The organism is Halalkalibacterium halodurans, from assembly GCF_005671335.1.
Taxonomy (GTDB): domain Bacteria; phylum Bacillota; class Bacilli; order Bacillales; family Bacillaceae_D; genus Halalkalibacterium; species Halalkalibacterium halodurans.
Window position 1 is genome coordinate 374,924 of sequence record NZ_CP040441.1, and the last position, 18,349, is coordinate 393,272.

At 45.0% G+C, this 18,349-nt stretch carries 14 protein-coding genes and 2 CRISPR repeat arrays (1 of these 16 only partly in view); of the genes, 11 read left to right on the plus strand and 3 right to left on the minus strand.

Going from position 1 to position 18,349, the window contains the following annotated elements:
* Nucleotides 1-119: a CRISPR direct-repeat array (repeat unit 32 nt; unit sequence GTCGCACTCTATATGAGTGCGTGGATTGAAAT) (it extends 381 nt beyond the left edge of the window).
* 441 nt (nucleotides 120-560) lie between these two features.
* From cas3 to cas2, 7 genes are all read left to right on the plus strand, one after another.
* Nucleotides 561-2,963, plus strand: coding sequence for a CRISPR-associated helicase Cas3' (cas3, locus tag FED51_RS01930; RefSeq protein ID WP_138090165.1), 2,403 nt, complete (start codon nucleotides 561-563; stop codon nucleotides 2,961-2,963).
* Between the two features lie 403 nt (nucleotides 2,964-3,366).
* Nucleotides 3,367-4,077 carry a type I-C CRISPR-associated protein Cas5c gene (gene cas5c / locus FED51_RS01935; RefSeq protein WP_134229864.1) on the plus strand — a complete coding sequence of 237 codons (711 nt, stop codon included), beginning with the start codon at nucleotides 3,367-3,369 and terminating at the stop codon, nucleotides 4,075-4,077.
* 1 nt (nucleotide 4,078) lies between these two features.
* On the plus strand, nucleotides 4,079-5,962 hold the full coding sequence (gene cas8c, locus FED51_RS01940; protein WP_138090167.1) for a type I-C CRISPR-associated protein Cas8c/Csd1: 1,884 nt from the start codon (nucleotides 4,079-4,081) through the stop codon (nucleotides 5,960-5,962).
* A complete protein-coding gene (gene cas7c, locus FED51_RS01945) occupies nucleotides 5,959-6,810 on the plus strand; it encodes a type I-C CRISPR-associated protein Cas7/Csd2 (RefSeq protein WP_134229866.1) in 852 nt (283 codons plus the stop codon). Before cas8c ends, cas7c begins: the two co-directional genes overlap by 4 nt.
* The gene (gene cas4 / locus FED51_RS01950; protein WP_041820143.1) at nucleotides 6,800-7,459 is read left to right on the plus strand and encodes a CRISPR-associated protein Cas4; all 660 of its coding nucleotides are present in this window, start codon (nucleotides 6,800-6,802) and stop codon (nucleotides 7,457-7,459) included. The genes cas7c and cas4 overlap by 11 nt, the downstream gene beginning before the upstream one ends.
* Nucleotides 7,456-8,487, plus strand: coding sequence for a type I-C CRISPR-associated endonuclease Cas1c (gene cas1c, locus FED51_RS01955; RefSeq protein WP_138090169.1), 1,032 nt, complete (start codon nucleotides 7,456-7,458; stop codon nucleotides 8,485-8,487). The genes cas4 and cas1c overlap by 4 nt, the downstream gene beginning before the upstream one ends.
* Before the next feature lie 8 nt (nucleotides 8,488-8,495).
* Nucleotides 8,496-8,786, plus strand: coding sequence for a CRISPR-associated endonuclease Cas2 (gene cas2, locus FED51_RS01960; protein WP_138090171.1), 291 nt, complete (start codon nucleotides 8,496-8,498; stop codon nucleotides 8,784-8,786).
* A 181-nt stretch (nucleotides 8,787-8,967) separates the two neighbouring features.
* Nucleotides 8,968-10,590: direct repeats of the CRISPR family, unit length 32 nt; unit sequence GTCGCACTCTTCATGGGTGCGTGGATTGAAAT.
* Nucleotides 10,591-11,012: 422 nt separating this feature from the next.
* Here the strand turns inward: cas2 and FED51_RS01965 are convergent.
* The 3 genes from FED51_RS01965 to FED51_RS01975 all read right to left on the minus strand — a co-directional run bounded on the left by FED51_RS01965 (nucleotide 11,013) and on the right by FED51_RS01975 (nucleotide 14,317).
* Entirely contained in the window at nucleotides 11,013-11,657 is a 645-nt protein-coding gene (locus FED51_RS01965) for a hypothetical protein (protein WP_138090173.1), read from the minus strand.
* A gap of 654 nt (nucleotides 11,658-12,311) precedes the next feature.
* Nucleotides 12,312-13,529: an ISL3-like element IS651 family transposase gene (locus FED51_RS01970; protein ID WP_138090175.1), complete on the minus strand. Its 1,218-nt coding sequence runs from the start codon at nucleotides 13,527-13,529 to the stop codon at nucleotides 12,312-12,314.
* A 437-nt stretch (nucleotides 13,530-13,966) separates the two neighbouring features.
* Nucleotides 13,967-14,317: a helix-turn-helix domain-containing protein gene (locus FED51_RS01975; RefSeq protein WP_010896525.1), complete on the minus strand. Its 351-nt coding sequence runs from the start codon at nucleotides 14,315-14,317 to the stop codon at nucleotides 13,967-13,969.
* Nucleotides 14,318-14,447: 130 nt separating this feature from the next.
* Between FED51_RS01975 and FED51_RS21720 the strand changes: the two genes are divergently transcribed.
* The 4 genes from FED51_RS21720 to FED51_RS01995 all read left to right on the plus strand — a co-directional run bounded on the left by FED51_RS21720 (nucleotide 14,448) and on the right by FED51_RS01995 (nucleotide 18,337).
* Nucleotides 14,448-14,756, plus strand: a complete 309-nt coding sequence (locus tag FED51_RS21720) for a helix-turn-helix transcriptional regulator (protein ID WP_134229873.1) — start codon at nucleotides 14,448-14,450, stop codon at nucleotides 14,754-14,756.
* Between the two features lie 130 nt (nucleotides 14,757-14,886).
* On the plus strand, nucleotides 14,887-16,437 hold the full coding sequence (locus FED51_RS01985) for an ABC transporter substrate-binding protein (protein WP_134229874.1): 1,551 nt from the start codon (nucleotides 14,887-14,889) through the stop codon (nucleotides 16,435-16,437).
* A 48-nt stretch (nucleotides 16,438-16,485) separates the two neighbouring features.
* Nucleotides 16,486-17,403, plus strand: coding sequence for an ABC transporter permease (locus FED51_RS01990; protein ID WP_134229875.1), 918 nt, complete (start codon nucleotides 16,486-16,488; stop codon nucleotides 17,401-17,403).
* Nucleotides 17,404-17,419: 16 nt separating this feature from the next.
* Nucleotides 17,420-18,337, plus strand: a complete 918-nt coding sequence (locus FED51_RS01995) for an ABC transporter permease (protein ID WP_138090177.1) — start codon at nucleotides 17,420-17,422, stop codon at nucleotides 18,335-18,337.
* The last annotated feature ends 12 nt before the right edge of the window (nucleotides 18,338-18,349 follow it).

The window sequence follows — 18,349 nt, forward strand, 5'->3', positions numbered from 1 at the left end:
CTTCCCCATTTCGAGAGAAGTCGCACTCTATATGAGTGCGTGGATTGAAATAATGTCTTGATTTTGCCATATGCCGTACCTGTGTAAGTCGCACTCTATATGGGTGCGTGGATTGAAATTCGATTTAGAATCACCACGGAGCAAGCCGCCAACATGTCGCACTCTACATAGCGCCCCTGCACCAACATCATCGAGCGGTGACACCCGATGACACCTAAAACTTTCATCATACGTGTCGCCATTCTCCATAAAGTGGCCCCTGTAAACAAGCGAACTTATACTCATGTGAAATAACCTTTTCTCCTTTTAAACCGAGAGAAGGTTATTTGCTTTCTCTATCTAAATTCCCATGCATCTAATGAAAACGACCAAACACCGTGACTTCCCCAAATAAAAATGGGCCTCGCGAAATCGTTATAGTCTTTTACCCTACCTTTAGACCGCAACTAAAGGACAATAAGCTAGAAAAAGAGGGAATTTTGTCTATATTTTGATGATTTTTGGCGCATAGTCTGGTAAAATGTACATAATTCAGTAAATATATTATAGGAGATTCGATTATGTACATTGCCCATATTCGAGAGGTTGATAAGGAAATTCAGACTCTTAAAGAGCACTTGTGCGGTGTCCAATGTTTAGCCGAAACGTTTGGAGCGAAATTGAGGTTACAACATGTAGCTGGATTGGCGGGGCTCCTCCACGATCTAGGGAAATACACAGATGAATTCAAAGATTATATCTATAAAGCTGTGTTTGAGCCCGAGTTAGCTGAGAAAAAGAGGGGACAAGTTGACCATTCCACGGCAGGGGGCAGATTGTTATACCAAATGCTTCATGACAGAGAGAACTCCTTCCACGAAAAGCTTCTTGCCGAAGTTGTTGGTAATGCCATTATTTCACACCATTCTAACTTGCAAGACTACATTTCTCCCACCATAGAATCAAACTTCCTTACGCGTGTTTTAGAAAAAGAACTGCCAGAATATGAGTCAGCGGTTGAGCGATTTTTTCAAGAGGTCATGACAGAAGCGGAATTGGCTAGGTATGTAGCTAAAGCGGTAGACGAAATAAAGCAGTTCACGGATAACAGCCCAACACAAAGCTTTTTCCTCACAAAATACATTTTCAGTTGTTTAATTGATGCGGATCGTACGAATACTCGAATGTTTGATGAACAAGCTAGGGAAGAAGAACCAACTCAGCCTCAACAGTTGTTTGAGCACTATCATCAACAATTGCTCAACCATCTTGCTTCATTAAAAGAAAGCGACAGTGCGCAGAAACCAATTAATGTACTGCGGTCTGCTATGTCTGAGCAGTGCGAGTCATTTGCCATGCGGCCATCTGGTATTTACACGCTATCCATTCCGACAGGGGGTGGGAAAACGCTGGCTAGCCTTCGCTACGCACTAAAACATGCTCAAGAATATAACAAACAGAGAATTATTTATATTGTTCCTTTTACTACAATCATAGAACAGAATGCCCAAGAAGTAAGAAACATCTTGGGAGGTGACGAAAACATTTTAGAACATCATTCAAATGTAGTCGAAGACAGCGAGAACGGTGACGAGCAAGAGGATGGAGTCATCACGAAAAAGGAGCGGCTAAAGCTCGCCCGAGACAATTGGGATCGCCCGATTATCTTTACCACCCTTGTCCAATTCCTCAATGTTTTTTATGCGAAAGGTAACCGTAATACGCGGCGTTTACACAACTTAAGCCATTCCGTCTTAATTTTTGATGAAGTGCAGAAAGTACCGACCAAATGCGTTTCTCTTTTTAACGAAGCCCTTAACTTTCTTAAAGAGTTTGCACATTGCAGTATTCTTCTCTGTACAGCGACTCAACCTACCCTCGAAAATGTAAAACATAGTCTCCTGAAAGACCGGGATGGGGAAATCGTGCAGAATTTGACTGAAGTCTCCGAAGCTTTTAAACGAGTTGAGATTCTAGATAAAACGGATCAGCCAATGACCAATGAGAGGTTAGCAGAATGGGTTAGAGACGAGGCGCCATCATGGGGCAGTACGCTCATCATTCTGAATACCAAAAAGGTTGTCAAAGACTTGTATGAAAAGCTAGAGGGTGGGCCTTTGCCAGTTTTCCATTTAAGTACATCGATGTGCGCTGCTCACCGCAAGGACCAGTTAGATGAAATTCGGGCTTTGCTTAAAGAAGGTACTCCGTTTATTTGCGTGACCACTCAATTGATTGAAGCAGGGGTCGACGTCAGCTTTAAATGTGTGATCCGCTCACTTGCTGGACTCGATTCAATTGCTCAAGCGGCTGGGAGATGCAATCGACATGGGGAAGAGCAGTTGCAATACGTATACGTGATTGATCATGCGGAGGAAACGTTATCGAAGTTGAAAGAAATTGAGGTTGGGCAGGAGATTGCCGGAAATGTCCTTGCCAGATTTAAAAAGAAGGCAGAGAAATATGAAGGGAATTTGCTCTCTCAAGCAGCAATGCGTGAATACTTTCGATATTACTACAGTAAAATGGACGCTAATTTAAATTACTTTGTCAAAGAAGTCGACAAAGACATGACCAAGCTTTTGATGAGTCTTGCTGTGGAAAATAGCTATGTCACCTACTATCAAAAAAAGACAGGTACTCATTTCCCTCTCTTATTAAATGGAAGCTATAAGACGGCAGCTGACCATTTTCGCGTCATTGATCATAATACGACCTCGGCTATCGTCCCATACGGAGAAGGCCAGGACATTATTGCTCAATTAAACAGTGGAGAGTGGGTTGACGACTTATCAAAGGTGTTGAAAAAGGCGCAGCAGTATACAGTCACCCTTTATTCACAAGAAATTGACCAGTTAAAAAAGGAAGGCGCCATCGTTATGCATTTGGACGGTATGGTGTATGAATTAAAGGAAAGCTGGTATAGCCACCAGTACGGAGTTGATTTCAAAGGAGAAGGCGGGATGGATGATCTGATCATCTAACACCCCGCCGTAATACAAAAGGTTTCCACTTTTTATTTTTTTTCCTTCAATCCACGCATTTCGCGACTAATACAATACTATTTCTTAAATTATTTTTATAGAACTTATAAGCAAAAGATTCGCCTTTCAAAAATAATAAGAAGTGAAGGAACCTTTATCTTCCCTCATACATATTCTTTTACTAACAACTGAGAGGTGGAGATAGAATTGAAAACCATTAAGACAAAGCAAGAAAAGAAGAAAGAGCATTTTCCTTTGAGTAAAGAGGAACAATCCCTAGAAATTTTGAGAAATGTAGTTGAAGTAGTTAGGTCTATCGTGAAATAGCTAATTTGCTCCTTAGTAAATGGCATACCTAAGGAGCGCTTCTTCTTTAATTAAATAAAGGAGGTGAAACCAACCCATGAGAAACGAAGTCCAATTTGAGCTATTTGGAGACTACGCGCTTTTTACTGATCCGCTTACGAAGATTGGTGGGGAGAAGCTTTCCTACAGTGTCCCTACCTATCAGGCGTTGAAAGGAATTGCTGAAAGCATCTACTGGAAGCCGACGATTGTCTTTGTTATCGATGAGCTTCGGGTGATGAAGCCGATTCAGATGGAGTCTAAAGGGGTGCGTCCGATTGAATATGGCGGGGGTAATACGCTTGCCCATTATACGTATTTAAAAGACGTGCATTATCAGGTAAAGGCCCATTTTGAATTCAATCTTCACCGACCTGACTTGGCGTTTGACCGCAATGAAGGGAAGCATTACAGCATTCTTCAGCGTTCTTTGAAAGCTGGGGGGCGGAGAGATATTTTTCTTGGGGCGAGAGAGTGCCAAGGATATGTAGCTCCGTGTGAGTTTGGGAGTGGCGACGGTTTTTATGATCGACAAGGGAAGCATCATTTAGGAACGATGGTTCATGGATTTAACTATCCTGATGAGACGGGTCAACATCAGCTTGATGTGCGGTTATGGTCTGCTGTAATGGAGAATGGGTACATCCAATTTCCAAGGCCCGAAGACTGTCCGATTGTCCGACCTGTGAAAGAGATGGAGCCCAAAATCTTTAATCCAGACAATGTTCAATCTGCCGAGCAATTACTCCATGACTTAGGAGGTGAGTGAAATGAGTTGGTTGCTTCACCTATACGAAACCTATGAAGCCAATCTCGATCAGGTTGGGAAAACGGTGAAAAAGGGAGAGGATCGAGAATACACATTGCTGCCGATCTCCCATACGACCCAAAATGCTCATATCGAAGTAACACTTGACGAAGATGGCGACTTTCTAAGAGCAAAAGCATTAACGAAAGAGAGCACGTTAATCCCTTGTACAGAAGAGGCTGCCAGTCGCTCAGGTTCAAAGGTTGCACCGTACCCTCTTCACGATAAGCTTAGCTATGTTGCTGGTGATTTTGTCAAATACGGAGGAAAGATCAAAAATCAAGACGATGCTCCTTTTGACACCTATATAAAAAATTTAGGTGAGTGGGCCAATTCCCCGTATGCGACGGAGAAGGTGAAGTGCATTTATACGTATTTGAAAAAAGGGCGATTGATTGAAGACTTGGTCGACGCAGGTGTCCTTAAGCTCGATGAAAACCAACAATTGATCGAAAAATGGGAAAAGCGATATGAAGAGCTACTGGGGGAAAAGCCCGCTATTTTTTCAAGTGGTGCTACCGATCAAGCGAGTGCTTTTGTGAGATTCAATGTTTTTCACCCTGAGTCGATCGACGATGTTTGGAAAGACAAAGAGATGTTTGATTCATTTATTTCTTTTTATAATGACAAATTAGGCGAAGAGGATATTTGTTTCGTCACAGGGAACAGGCTTCCTAGCACAGAACGCCATGCAAATAAGATCCGTCATGCGGCGGATAAGGCAAAATTAATATCAGCTAATGATAACTCTGGTTTTACCTTCCGTGGGCGATTTAAAACAAGTCGAGAAGCCGTGGGCATTAGCTATGAGGTTTCTCAAAAGGCCCATAATGCTTTGAAATGGCTCATTCATCGCCAAAGTAAAAGCATTGATGATCGTGTGTTTCTTGTTTGGAGTAATGATAACAGTCTTGTGCCTAACCCAGATGAGGATGCGGTAGACATCATGAAGCATGCCAACCGTGAGTTAGAAAGAGATCCAGATACAGGGCAAATTTTTGCAGGTGAAGTTAAGAAAGCGATCGGCGGCTATCGGAGTGACTTGAACTATCCAACAGAGGTTCATATTCTCGTTCTTGATTCAGCAACGACTGGGAGAATGGCCGTTCTTTATTATCGAAGTCTCAATAAAGAACTCTATTTGAATCGTTTAGAGGCGTGGCATGATTCGTGTGCATGGGAGCACCGGTATCGAAGGGACGAAAAGGAGTTTATTTCGTTTTATGGGGCACCTGCAACGAAGGATATTGCATTTGCCGCTTATGGACCGAGAGCGAGTGAAAAGGTCATAAAAGGCTTAATGGAACGAATGCTTCCTTGTATTGTCGATGGGCGTCGGGTCCCAAAGGATATTGTTAGAAGTGCCTTCCAACGGGCTTCAAATCCGGTCTCGATGGAGCGCTGGGAATGGGAAAAAACATTAAGTATCACATGTGCCCTTATTAGAAAAATGCACATTGAACAAAAGGAGGAATGGGGCGTGCCACTTGATAAAAGCTCAACGGACCGCAGCTACTTGTTTGGACGCTTGCTGGCTGTTGCTGATGTGTTGGAGCGAGGGGCTCTCGGTAAGGACGAAACAAGAGCTACCAATGCTATTCGTTATATGAACTCTTATTCAAAAAATCCAGGACGTACGTGGAAAACGATTCAGGAAAGCTTGCAGCCGTACCAAGCCAAACTCGGAACTAAAGCGACCTATTTATCAAAGCTAGTCGACGAGATCGGCGATCAATTTGAGCCAGGGGACTTTAACAACAACCCTCTGACGGAACAATATTTGCTTGGGTTTTATAGTCAACGTCGTGAGCTTTATAAGAAAAAAGAGGAGGAGACCAACCAATGACTATACTTGACCACAAAATTGATTTTGCTGTTATTCTATCTGTTACTAAAGCCAATCCGAATGGAGATCCCCTTAACGGAAACCGCCCACGTCAAAATTACGATGGGCATGGGGAGATTTCTGATGTTGCGATCAAGCGTAAAATTCGCAATCGTTTGCTAGATATGGAAGAACCTATTTTTGTTCAATCTGATGACCGTAAAGCAGATTCTTTTAAAAGTTTGCGAGATCGTGCTGATTCGAATCCTGAGTTAGCCAAAATGCTGAAAGCAAAAAATGCGTCTGTTGATGAATTTGCAAAAATTGCTTGTCAAGAGTGGATGGATGTGCGTAGTTTTGGACAAGTATTTGCGTTTAAAGGCTCCAATTTATCCGTTGGTGTTCGCGGTCCTGTGTCGATTCACACAGCAACGAGCATTGATCCTATTGATATTGTTAGCACCCAGATTACAAAAAGTGTTAACTCGGTCACGGGTGATAAACGTAGCTCAGACACCATGGGAATGAAGCACCGTGTCGACTTTGGTGTTTATGTGTTCAAAGGGAGCATTAACACGCAGCTTGCAGAGAAAACAGGCTTTACGAATGAAGATGCGGAAAAAATCAAGCAGGCACTCATCACCCTGTTTGAAAATGACAGCTCTTCCGCCCGCCCTGATGGGAGCATGGAGGTCCATAAAGTGTACTGGTGGGAGCATTCTTCAAAGCTTGGACAATACTCTTCTGCCAAAGTGCATCGTTCATTAAAAATTGAATCAAAGACGGATACACCTAAGAGTTTTGATGATTATGCCGTTGAACTATATGAATTAGATGGCTTGGGTGTTGAAGTGATTGATGGCCAGTAATGAAGAAGACCGCTATTTGATGTTGTCGGGACTCCAGCACTTTCAGTTTTGCAAACGACAGTGGGCCTTGATTCACATCGAGCAGCAGTGGGAAGAGAATGTCAGGACGATTGAAGGGCAACATTTGCATAAAAAAGCCGACCAACCGTTTATGAAAGAAAAGCGGGGAAGCAAATTGACCGTTCGCGCCATGCCCATTCAATCTAAGAACCTTCAAATAAGTGGTATATGCGATGTGGTGGAATTTGTTCAGGATTCAGAAGGCATCGAGTTGTCGGGTGTGTCAGGCAGCTATAAGGCATTTCCTGTTGAATACAAGCGAGGGAAGCCAAAGAAGGGCGATGAAGATATTGTTCAATTGGTGGCTCAAGCGATGTGCTTAGAGGAAATGCTTGTTTGTCGCATTGATAAAGGATATTTGTTTTACAACGAGATCAAGCACCGCGTCGAAGTGCCAATCACGGATGCTTTAAGAGATAAAGTAGTACAGATGGCAAAAGAGATGCACCATTACTATGAAAATCGTCATACACCGAAAGTGAAGACAGGCCCTTTTTGCAACAATTGCTCGTTGCAATCTATTTGCTTGCCGAAGCTGATGAATAAACGCTCTGTGAAACGTTACATTGAGGGGAGGCTGAGCGAATGAAAAAGCTATTAAACACTCTATATGTGACTCAGCCTGATACGTATTTGTCCCTTGATGGTGATAATGTGGTATTACTCAAAGAGCAAGAAAAGCTTGGCAGATTACCCCTTCACAATTTAGAGGCGATCGTCAGCTTTGGTTATACAGGGGCTAGCCCTGCACTCATGGGGTATTGCGCAGAGCGAAACATTTCGATCACCTTTTTAACGAAAAATGGGCGTTTTTTGGCGAGAGTGATCGGGGAAAGTCGAGGCAATGTGGTTTTAAGAAAGACACAATACCGCCTGTCTGAGAACGATCAAGAGTCCACAAAAATTGCCCGAAACTTTATCACAGGGAAGGTATACAACAGCAAATGGATGCTTGAACGGATGACGAGGGAACATCCGCTTCGGGTCAATGTTGAACAATTTAAAGCAACCTCTCAACTTCTGTCCGTTATGATGCAAGAGATCCGCAATTGTGACAGCTTAGAAAGTTTACGTGGATGGGAAGGGCAGGCGGCGATCAACTATAATAAAGTGTTTGATCAGATGATCTTGCAGCAGAAAGAGGACTTCGCTTTTCATGGACGTTCAAGAAGACCGCCAAAGGACAATGTGAATGCGATGTTATCATTTGCTTACACGTTACTCGCCAATGATGTAGCTGCTGCGCTCGAAACGGTGGGTCTTGATGCTTATGTCGGTTTTATGCATCAAGACCGTCCTGGCCGGGCGTCCCTTGCCCTGGATCTTATGGAAGAACTAAGGGGCCTTTATGCTGATCGATTTGTTCTTTCCCTTATTAATCGTAAGGAAATGACAGCGGATGGATTTTATAAAAAGGAAAACGGAGCTGTCCTGATGACGGATGAAGCACGTAAAACATTTTTGAAAGCATGGCAAACCAAGAAACAGGAAAAAATCACGCATCCATATCTCGGGGAAAAAATGTCGTGGGGGCTAGTACCTTATGTACAGGCTTTGCTGCTGGCGCGCTTTCTTCGAGGAGATTTAGACGAATATCCGCCATTTCTGTGGAAGTAGGTGAAAGCATGCTTGTTTTAATTACGTATGATGTCCAAACCTCAAGCATGGGAGGCACGAAAAGGCTTCGAAAAGTGGCCAAAGCGTGCCAAAATTATGGACAACGAGTGCAAAACTCTGTCTTTGAGTGCATTGTGGATTCAACTCAATTAACGTCGTTAAAATTAGAACTCACTAGTTTAATTGACGAAGAAAAAGACAGTTTGCGCATCTACCGATTAGGAAACAACTATAAAACCAAAGTAGAGCATATTGGAGCCAAGCCATCTATCGATGTAGAGGACCCTCTTATCTTTTAATGGTGCGAACCCCAAGCGCACATAAAATCCCTAGAGGACCCGCACCAAAAAACGAGCATATTATGTGTAAATATGTGATACTATGTAATAGAATGTAGATCACAACATGGAAAAAGAACAGAATGAACGAAAATTTCCTATTTTATCAAAGTGATTTTCTAGAATCTAGGGGATTTTCGCTGTCGCACTCTTCATGGGTGCGTGGATTGAAATATTATGACGTTGTGGGCGGTGATTCTGTTAAAGGCGGTCGCACTCTTCATGGGTGCGTGGATTGAAATATTACACATATTATTTACTTCCCATCCATCCTCTTGTCGCACTCTTCATGGGTGCGTGGATTGAAATGCGGAGGTCACCGCATTTGTTGCAATCTTCGCGGTCGCACTCTTCATGGGTGCGTGGATTGAAATTTATCATGAGGTGATCACATGGAGGTAAAAAACGTCGCACTCTTCATGGGTGCGTGGATTGAAATGTACGTATCGTAAATCTCTTTTATAGTAAGGTTTGTCGCACTCTTCATGGGTGCGTGGATTGAAATTAAAACTATAAACAAGTTATCTAAAGAAGGTAAAATCGTCGCACTCTTCATGGGTGCGTGGATTGAAATCTTGTGTATCCGAATCTAAATTTTTAAACCATAATGTCGCACTCTTCATGGGTGCGTGGATTGAAATTTCTTGCGCCAGCTGCCTCCATCAGATTTCTCGTCGTCGCACTCTTCATGGGTGCGTGGATTGAAATCTCCACCCCAATACTAACCTTTTGAGTAGTATTATCGTCGCACTCTTCATGGGTGCGTGGATTGAAATTCAACATTTGTTGCTCTTCTTCCAGGCTTTCTAAGGTCGCACTCTTCATGGGTGCGTGGATTGAAATAGTAAAGGTAAGCCAAAGACGGTTAACCTTATCCAGTCGCACTCTTCATGGGTGCGTGGATTGAAATCCCTCGTAGTACTCTCTCAATTCCTTCAATCTCGGGTCGCACTCTTCATGGGTGCGTGGATTGAAATATCTTTGACATAACCTCTTCATGCGGCATTGATTTGTCGCACTCTTCATGGGTGTGTGGATTGAAATACCAGAAGGCCTCCGAATCAAAGGCGCGCTAATGTCGCACTCTTCATGGGTGCGTGGATTGAAATCCTTTCGTTTGATTTTCGTTTACTTCGATATAAAGTCGCACTCTTCATGGGTGCGTGGATTGAAATGCCCTTGTACTTGTTGACAGCAACTGATCAGGCGGTCGCACTCTTCATGGGTGCGTGGATTGAAATATTTTCAATCTCTGCCGCGACTTTTGCATTTATGTCGCACTCTTCATGGGTGCGTGGATTGAAATCTTCAATCAGGGATGTTTTGGCTTTTGTAAGGGGTCGCACTCTTCATGGGTGCGTGGATTGAAATTATTTCTTCGTCGGTCACATCGTAATAGTCAGCGGTCGCACTCTTCATGGGTGCGTGGATTGAAATCAGATGACCGATCCCTCCCGCTTGTCGATATCCAGTCGCACTCTTCATGGGTGCGTGGATTGAAATTCTAATGAGGCGTATATCGGGAACATTGTCTATGGTCGCACTCTTCATGGGTGCGTGGATTGAAATGAACAATTTAAAGATGGAAACACTTTAATCGAAGGTCGCACTCTTCATGGGTGCGTGGATTGAAATTCCACCGCCGTGCCTGTCTTTCGCTTATGTTTAGTCGCACTCTTCATGGGTGCGTGGATTGAAATTCCGATGATGTCACTGATTCTGTTTAGCTCTCTGTCGCACTCTTCATGGGTGCGTGGATTGAAATAAGTCCTCCGCGATCCAATCGAGAAATCGATTCACGTTCCACTCTACATGAGTGCGTGCTGCACGGGTTGCTTCCTAATTACTCCAATCAATCTGTTCTTACAGGATGACGATGCTACTTTCAATAACGTGTCAAGAACTTTGGTATTTGAACACTGCTAGGAGAGGTCGGCTGAATGGACTTCGGCATCCCAATAGCCTTGGGGGAACTAAGACAAAAAACTATTAATGGCCATTTGCCGGAAGTGGAAGTGTCCTATTAGACAAAGGGGATTTTTCCCATGCATGTGGGCTTCATTCCGAGAATATTAGCTCCTCACTAAGATAAAAGGAAGAACGAGCCTTTAAGTGGAGGAAGGTCTCTAGACAAGGCTACGTTCCCTCAATACAATGAGCGCGACTGGATGTTTTTTAAGATTCTAATTATGACGGCTTCTTCGGGAATACAGTATAAGACCAAGAATAAATCGTATCAACGACGAAAATAATGCCCCACAGCATGGCAATGCTATAGATCGTCTCATTTGGATAGGGGCTTTGTTCATACGTTCCATGTTCAATCCAGGACCAATCCTTTACGTAAGCTAGGCTTTCGGACAGACTGTCGGTTCCCATTGAGATAAAGATCATTTGTGCTGTCACGAAGAGGGCGATGTGGATATAGGACGATCTGCGATAGCTTCGTGCCACATACGCCGGGTCTTTTTGTAAGGACATCAGCTGTCGGTCTTTCTCTGTTAATAAATCGATGCCTTTCCATCCTCCGATTTTTTGCCGCATCCAGCGATCGAGTTTCTTGAAGTCGCCAATCCCAAAGGTGATCGCGTATAAGACGAAGACCGTAATAATGATTTGCAGGGTGGAAATCTCCCCCGTTTTGTTGTATAACCACCATGCTAATGCTGCTTCCAATGCGGTAATGCCGATAAATAATAGAATAAATAGTAAGCTTGCTTTCCGAATGTTGAAATAATATCGTGTCACACCAAAGAGCAGCAGGCAAATCACCGTAAGAACTTCCATTGTAATAAAAATCTCCACCTGGTAGTCAAGAAAAAAAGTGCTCATTCGTCCCCTCCAATTAAACGGTTTTGGCTTCATTCAACGAGTACATCATGAAGGCCTTCCCATGTTTCCTTTCCATCTAGTTTAGTCCCTTCTTGTTGTGATCACTATTCATATGTATCATGATTTTTATGTGACAGGTGTCATACGTGGAAAGAACTCTCAGACCATGATGTGGAGTAAGGGCTTGCCAAATGACAAGGTCGTGTTAATGAAGGGAAGGACACATCCGGTGATATTCATTGAACCATTGTTTTTGTGGTTCTACAAAAAATGTTGGGGTTTTCGCACAAAAGAGGGCAAAAAAATGCACGCAGGCTTCTTTATCCATTATCCTTGAATTGCCTAGAAACAAAGAAAGGACAGGAGCTGCGTGTACGATTTACCATGGAGTTGCCCAGATTAAAAGGGGTGAAGATTGCCGATATTCGAAGATTCTCTCAAGGTCATGTCTGGTATAATAGAAGAGCAATAGAATAGGATTTCTCAAGGGTGGTCGGCACACTCCCAAGTTGAAAGGGGGTGGTGCTGTTTGACGGTATTTGAAGCGTTGATGTTTGCCGTAGCGTTTGCGACTTTAATCATCGCGGTGCTGTCGTTTCATGAAAAAAAGGTTCTTAGTCAAATGTTGGGGTGGCATAGGAGGGCGAGCCCCTCTTATCCTACCCCGAATGTTTGATGTTTGAATTGATGATGCAAGAGAATACGGTTTCGCAAGCGATCATAACGCCGAAAACCAAAGGCATTTCTCTTAATCACCTTCGTTTGATTATTCAGTCCTTCGATAAAACCATTGTTTAAGCCAAACGCGAAGCTATTCAAGATCTCGGTCTGCCAGTTCTTCAGCGTCTGAATGGCTCGGTGGAACTCCTTTAACGGGCTCGCCTCCACTCTTCGGTAAAAGGCGTAGAGCCCTTGCTTCACCTCGCTCATTCGTCCTTCCCTTCCTTGCATCTTCGCTTCTTGATACCACCGACGAAAATGTTCTTTTAGCTCATACGCTTCCCTTAAATCAGGGGATAGCTCTAAGTACCGCTCCACCTTCTTCTTTTGCTTATCATCCAGTCCTTCTCTCTCTTTCTGAAACAGATGTTTGATCCGTTTACATCGTTTTCGATGATACGGATGGAACGCTTTTTGCACTCGGCGGCGAACCCCTTCCAGAGCCCAGTAGATGTAACGACAGAAATGGAACGGATCCCCAATGATGAGCGGGTGGCCTAAGGCCTTTTGAACAGCCGACTTGAAGGTATAACTAAGATCCATCACGACCGTTTTTACATGATGACCCTTCTCTTGAAGATATCGTTTAAGCGTATCGGCTTTACGATCCGGTAAGATATCCAGTGGCTTCCGTGTATCTGCATCCGCAATGATTACTTGATATTTCCCCGCATTCGTATCCCCTTTGTAATCATCAATCGCAATCCGAGGAGGAAGGTGATCCACCTTCTTCACGAGGGGGGCCGCCAATTGATCAAACCGGCGCATGGCAGTTGTCACGGACGTTTGGAATTGATTCGCTGTGTCCGTAAAGTTCTTCCCTTGAATGAGCCGTAAGCGAAACGCTTGATTCCATTCCACTGTCTGACGCTGATATCGCTCTACAAAAGAGGCTTTCTCCGCAAACCGCTTCCCGCATCTGCACGCGTACCGGCGCTTTCGATAGAATAGATACACCCACCGTTCAAAGAGCTTGAGATGTTGAACTTTTTGGATGCGGTAATCATGGATTCTCTCGGTTCTCTTCCCGCAGGATGGGCAACGATGAGGCGTTCGCGGCATTTCTACATGGAGCGCGATAAAGTCCTCTCGTTCCTCCATCTTTGTGACCTTCACACCTTTTAATCCGGGCAAATCCATGGTAAAATTCATCGTACACGCAGCTCCTATCCTTTCTTTGTTTCTCAACAATTCAAGGATAATGGATAAAGGAGCCTGCGTGCATTTTTTTTGCCCTCTTTTGTGCAAAAACCCCAACATTTATTGTAGAGCCGAAAAAAAATAATCCACCCTTGAGTTAGCGGCTCAGGTGGATTCGTCTATCCTATGGCCGATCCCCTTGGAGGGAACCGTTTTATTGCATGACCGTCGATGTTACCGCATCGGCGGTTCTTTGTTAATATGCTTCATTCTACTCACATTATACCGCAGAGCTTTTGTAAAAGCAAAAGCGTCTTCGACAAACGAGTCAATCTCATCATCTCCAGGTCAAAAGGGTATGGAAAAGACACTCCGGTTTGCGCCGAGGTGTCTTTTTAAGTGACCGCGCAACCTTGGCATCCCTGACCCCAATCATCGCGCCGTCCTGTCTATTGACTTTTCTCTTCTTTTTCCCTCTTGAGTCTTCTGAACAGTTCGAGCTGTTCGTCTAGAAAGCGAAGTTCCTCATCGTCGAGGTCTTTGTATTTGTAGGATAGCGGGTGTTCGTGCACTGAGCTGTTGGCGTACGGTTCTTTTGCATCGGTTTCTCCTGCTAGGAAGGCGATGGAGACGTTGTATTTCTGGGCGAGTTGTTTCAGTTTGCCGATGGACGGCTCGTTGCGGCCTTGTTCATAGAAGCCGTAGGCGCTTTCGGTGATGTTAAGAAATGAGGCAACCTCCTGTTGGGTGAGGTTGTGGGCATTTCGCAGTTCGCGTAAACGGTCTTTAAGTTCAGCCATAAGCATGTCCTTTCTTTCGTTATTATTTTCCATTATACAACTAATGGTTGGGTGGACGGAAGGAAACTCGAAATAACACTTTGAAAAATTGGGAAAAACCGTTGACTCCCTATTATTTGTTGGGTAAACTATGACTAGAAAATGTTGGGGAGTGATCGATTTGCGTAGACGGGAAAAATTGATTTCTTTTCGGAAAGGGAAAAATTGGTCTCAGCAAGATGTGGTTGATTTGTTGAAACTCAGGTACGACGTCTCCATAACGGAGAGCTATTACGGGATGATAGAACAAGGCGTGAGGATGCCGAGTTTAACGGTTGCGATCGCGGTCTCTCATTTGTTTCAAGTCGAGCCTTCCGTCCTATTTGGCGTTCCCCGTCGCAAAGCTCACGATCCAAATTTTTCAAAGATAAGAAATGGGTTCGATAAAAGGGATGAATAATCCTTTATTTGTAAAAAAACAACCTGTTTCCGTCAAAAAAAGATGAAGGGGTGGAGTCGCTTTTCTACAAACAACGTTCATCTGAGCGGTATTGTCTGTATTTTCAAAATAGTACTTTCGGGAGGTAACGATGAATAAGATATGGGTTTTTGTCGCTGTTGTTTTACTGCTCGTTGGCTGTGGCGGTAACCAGGAAGAAGTGGGTTCTTCGGAGAGCGAGACGGATTCGAATGATGAAGCGGATCGGACGTTAACAATCGCCATCGGAACAGACATCGTGTCGTTTGATATTCATGACCATAACAATACGTCCACAGAAGCGGTTCACGATAACATGTTCAATTACCTCTTTAAACGGGATGAGAACAATGTCATTCAACCAGAGCTTGTGGAGACGTTTGAATCAATCGATGATCGGACGGTTGAGATGACCTTAAAAGAAGGCGTCACCTTCCATAACGGGGACCCGCTCACGTCAGAGGATGTGAAGTTTACCCTTGAGCGCGTCGCCACCGATGATACGTTACAAGAGTATCCGAACTACAAGCAGATCAAGGAAGTGGAGATTAAGGACGAGTTAACATTTCGAGTCATTACCCATGAACCGGAACCATCCTTGTTTCACCGTTTGTCACGGCTTGGTTCAGGAATTTTACCGAAAACCTACATCGAGGAAGAGGGATGGGATCACTTTCTCGCCAATCCGGTCGGGACAGGCCCGTACCAATTTAAAGAGTGGGTCCGTGATTCGAAAATTGTGTTGACGCCTTATGAGAATTACTTTGAAGGAGCTGTGGACGAATGGGATGAGGTCGTGTTTCGCGTCATTCCGGAAAACTCCACTCGGGTAGCGGAGCTGCTTACAGGAGGTGCCGACATTGCTGTCAACATTCCGTCCGCTGATTGGGAGCGGGTAGAGGAAAACGAAGGGACATCGATGAAAACCGAGACGTCCAACCGAACGATTATGCTCATTTTACGGGCAACGGAAGGCTATCCGACTGCTGACGTCCGCGTGCGTCAAGCGCTTGATCTTGCGATTGATAACAAGGCGATCACAGAAAATGTGTTGCGCGGCGGCGGGATTCCGACGAAAACGCGCGTTGCGCCAGGCAATTTTGGCGCAGAAGAGTCGCTTTACAATACGTACGATTATGATGTGGAGAAAGCGAAACAATTGCTGAAGGAGGCTGGTTATCCTGACGGGTTTGAGATGACGCTCCATTCACCGCATGGACGTTATTTACAGGATGCTGAAGTTGCGGAGATGATCGCGGGGATGCTGCAGGCAATTAATGTAGAGGTTCGTCTAGAGTTTATGGAGTGGAGCAATTTTGTCGAGATGCGGCAGGCAGGAGAAAACAAAGACGCCTATTTGATTGGCCTCGGCAACTCTATGTTTGATGGTGCTTATTCCGTTGACTGGCACCGCTCCGATCGTTTTGTCGGTGAGACGGATTACAAAAACGAAGAGATTGACGCACTGTTAGAAGCATCCGCCGTGAACATGGATGAGGAGGAACGGGCGAAACAAATTCAGGAGATTCAACGGATTGCCGCGGAAGAGGTCCCTCATATTATGCTACACCAAGAAACGCTCCATTACGGGGTGAGTGATCGGATTGCATTTGTCCCGTCCATGGATGAAATGATTTATGTTCCAGCGATTACGAGAAAATGATTGGAAAAGCCAGAGCTTACCTGGCTTGTGGAAAAAGGAGGGGGATTTGTGGCCGCGTTTGTGTTCAAACGATTGGCGGAAATGATTCCTGTGCTGTTTATCATTTCCTTTATTGTGTTTGCACTCGTCTTTGTAGCCGGTAATCCGGTGGCGCTTATGCTGCCGGAGGATGCTTCTCAGGAAGACATTGACCAGCTGACCGCCTCCCTCGGGTTGGACCAGCCGTTTTTAGTTCAATACGGTAAGTACTTGCTCAACTTAATTCAAGGGGATTTTGGCGAGTCGTTCCGTTATAACACAAGCGCTCTGCCGCTCGTACTCGAGAGGCTTCCAGCTACTCTTGAGCTGGCGGTCGCCGCGTTAGTGCTTGCGGTGGCGATGGCGATTCCCCTTGGTGTTTGGTCAGCGACGAAGCAACATTCGCCCGTTGACTTGCTTGCGGCTGGAGGGTCTGTCATTGGCAAGGCGATGCCGAACTTTTGGCTTGGAATTATGCTCATTTTGATTTTTTCTGTCATGCTTGGCTGGTTCCCAGTGTCAGGGCGGGGAACGCTCGGTCATTTAGTGCTTCCAGCGATGACGTTGGCGACAGGGATTGCGGCGGAGATCACACGATTGCTTCGGTCGAGCATGATCGAAATTTTAAATCAGGATTACATTCGAACGGCGAGAAGCAAAGGGATTCGCGAGGGAATGGTCGTGTACAAGCATGCGTTTCGCAATTCCCTCATTCCTCTCGTCACGATTGTCGCGTTGCAAACATCGACCGTGGTCGGTGGAACGTTGATTACGGAAACGGTGTTTTCGTGGCCAGGACTCGGACAGCTGCTCATTCAAGCCGTTCATATCCGAGACATGGCAATTGTGCAGGCGTGTGTGTTCGTCATTGCGATCTTAGTTATTTTCATGAACTTAGTAGCCGACGTTTTGTATCGGCTGCTCGATCCACGGATCAAATACGAGTAGAGGAGGTGCCGGATTAATGGAAACAGAAACGACGGTCACACGCCTTATGCGGCAAAGCAGGACAATGGGCTCAAAGCGTCTACTTGCTTGGGGGCGGCGTCTGGTACGGAGCAAGACGGGGACGGTGGGCTTGATCATTGTGTTGGTAGTCTTGCTTTTGGCCGCTTTTGCCGACGTTCTAGCACCTCACAACCCACATGAGGTAAATCCAGCCATGATGTTAAAGCCACCTGCCTGGTTGGACGGGGGCTCCAGCGAACACTTTCTTGGTACCGATCATTTGGGGCGCGACATCTGGAGTCGAATGGTGTATGGTTCGCGGATCTCGCTACTCGTCGGAGTGACAGCTGTCGTCCTCGCTGGGCTTATTGGCGTGACGGTTGGAATGGTCGCCGGATTTTATGGTGGCTGGTTGGATACCGCGTTCATGCGGTTAGTGGATTCGTTTTTGTCTATACCCAACATTTTGTTGGCTCTCGTCATTTTAAGTGTCTTCGGTCCAGGGGTTTGGACATTGATTTTCGTGCTTGGTGTTACAAACTGGGTGAACTATGCTCGGCTTGTCCGCGGAGAAGTGCTGTCGATTAAGGAAAGGGAGTTTGTGAAGGCAGCGCGGGCAATTGGCGTAAAAAATCGCATGGTGATGGTTCGCCATCTGTTGCCGAATGTCGTGTCTCCATTTATCGTCATTTCTACGTTAAGTGTGGCAACAACCATTATTTTAGAGGCGTCCCTCAGCTTTTTAGGGTTAGGGATACAGCCTCCCGATATTTCGTGGGGCGGTATTTTAAGTGATGGGCGCGACTATATTGCGACAAGCTGGTGGCTTGCAACCTTTCCGGGTCTTGCGATTACGCTGACGGTGTTAGGCATCATTTTCCTAGGCGACTGGCTCCGAGATGTGCTTGACCCGCGCGGCCAAAGCCGGCGATAGAGGGGGGATAGA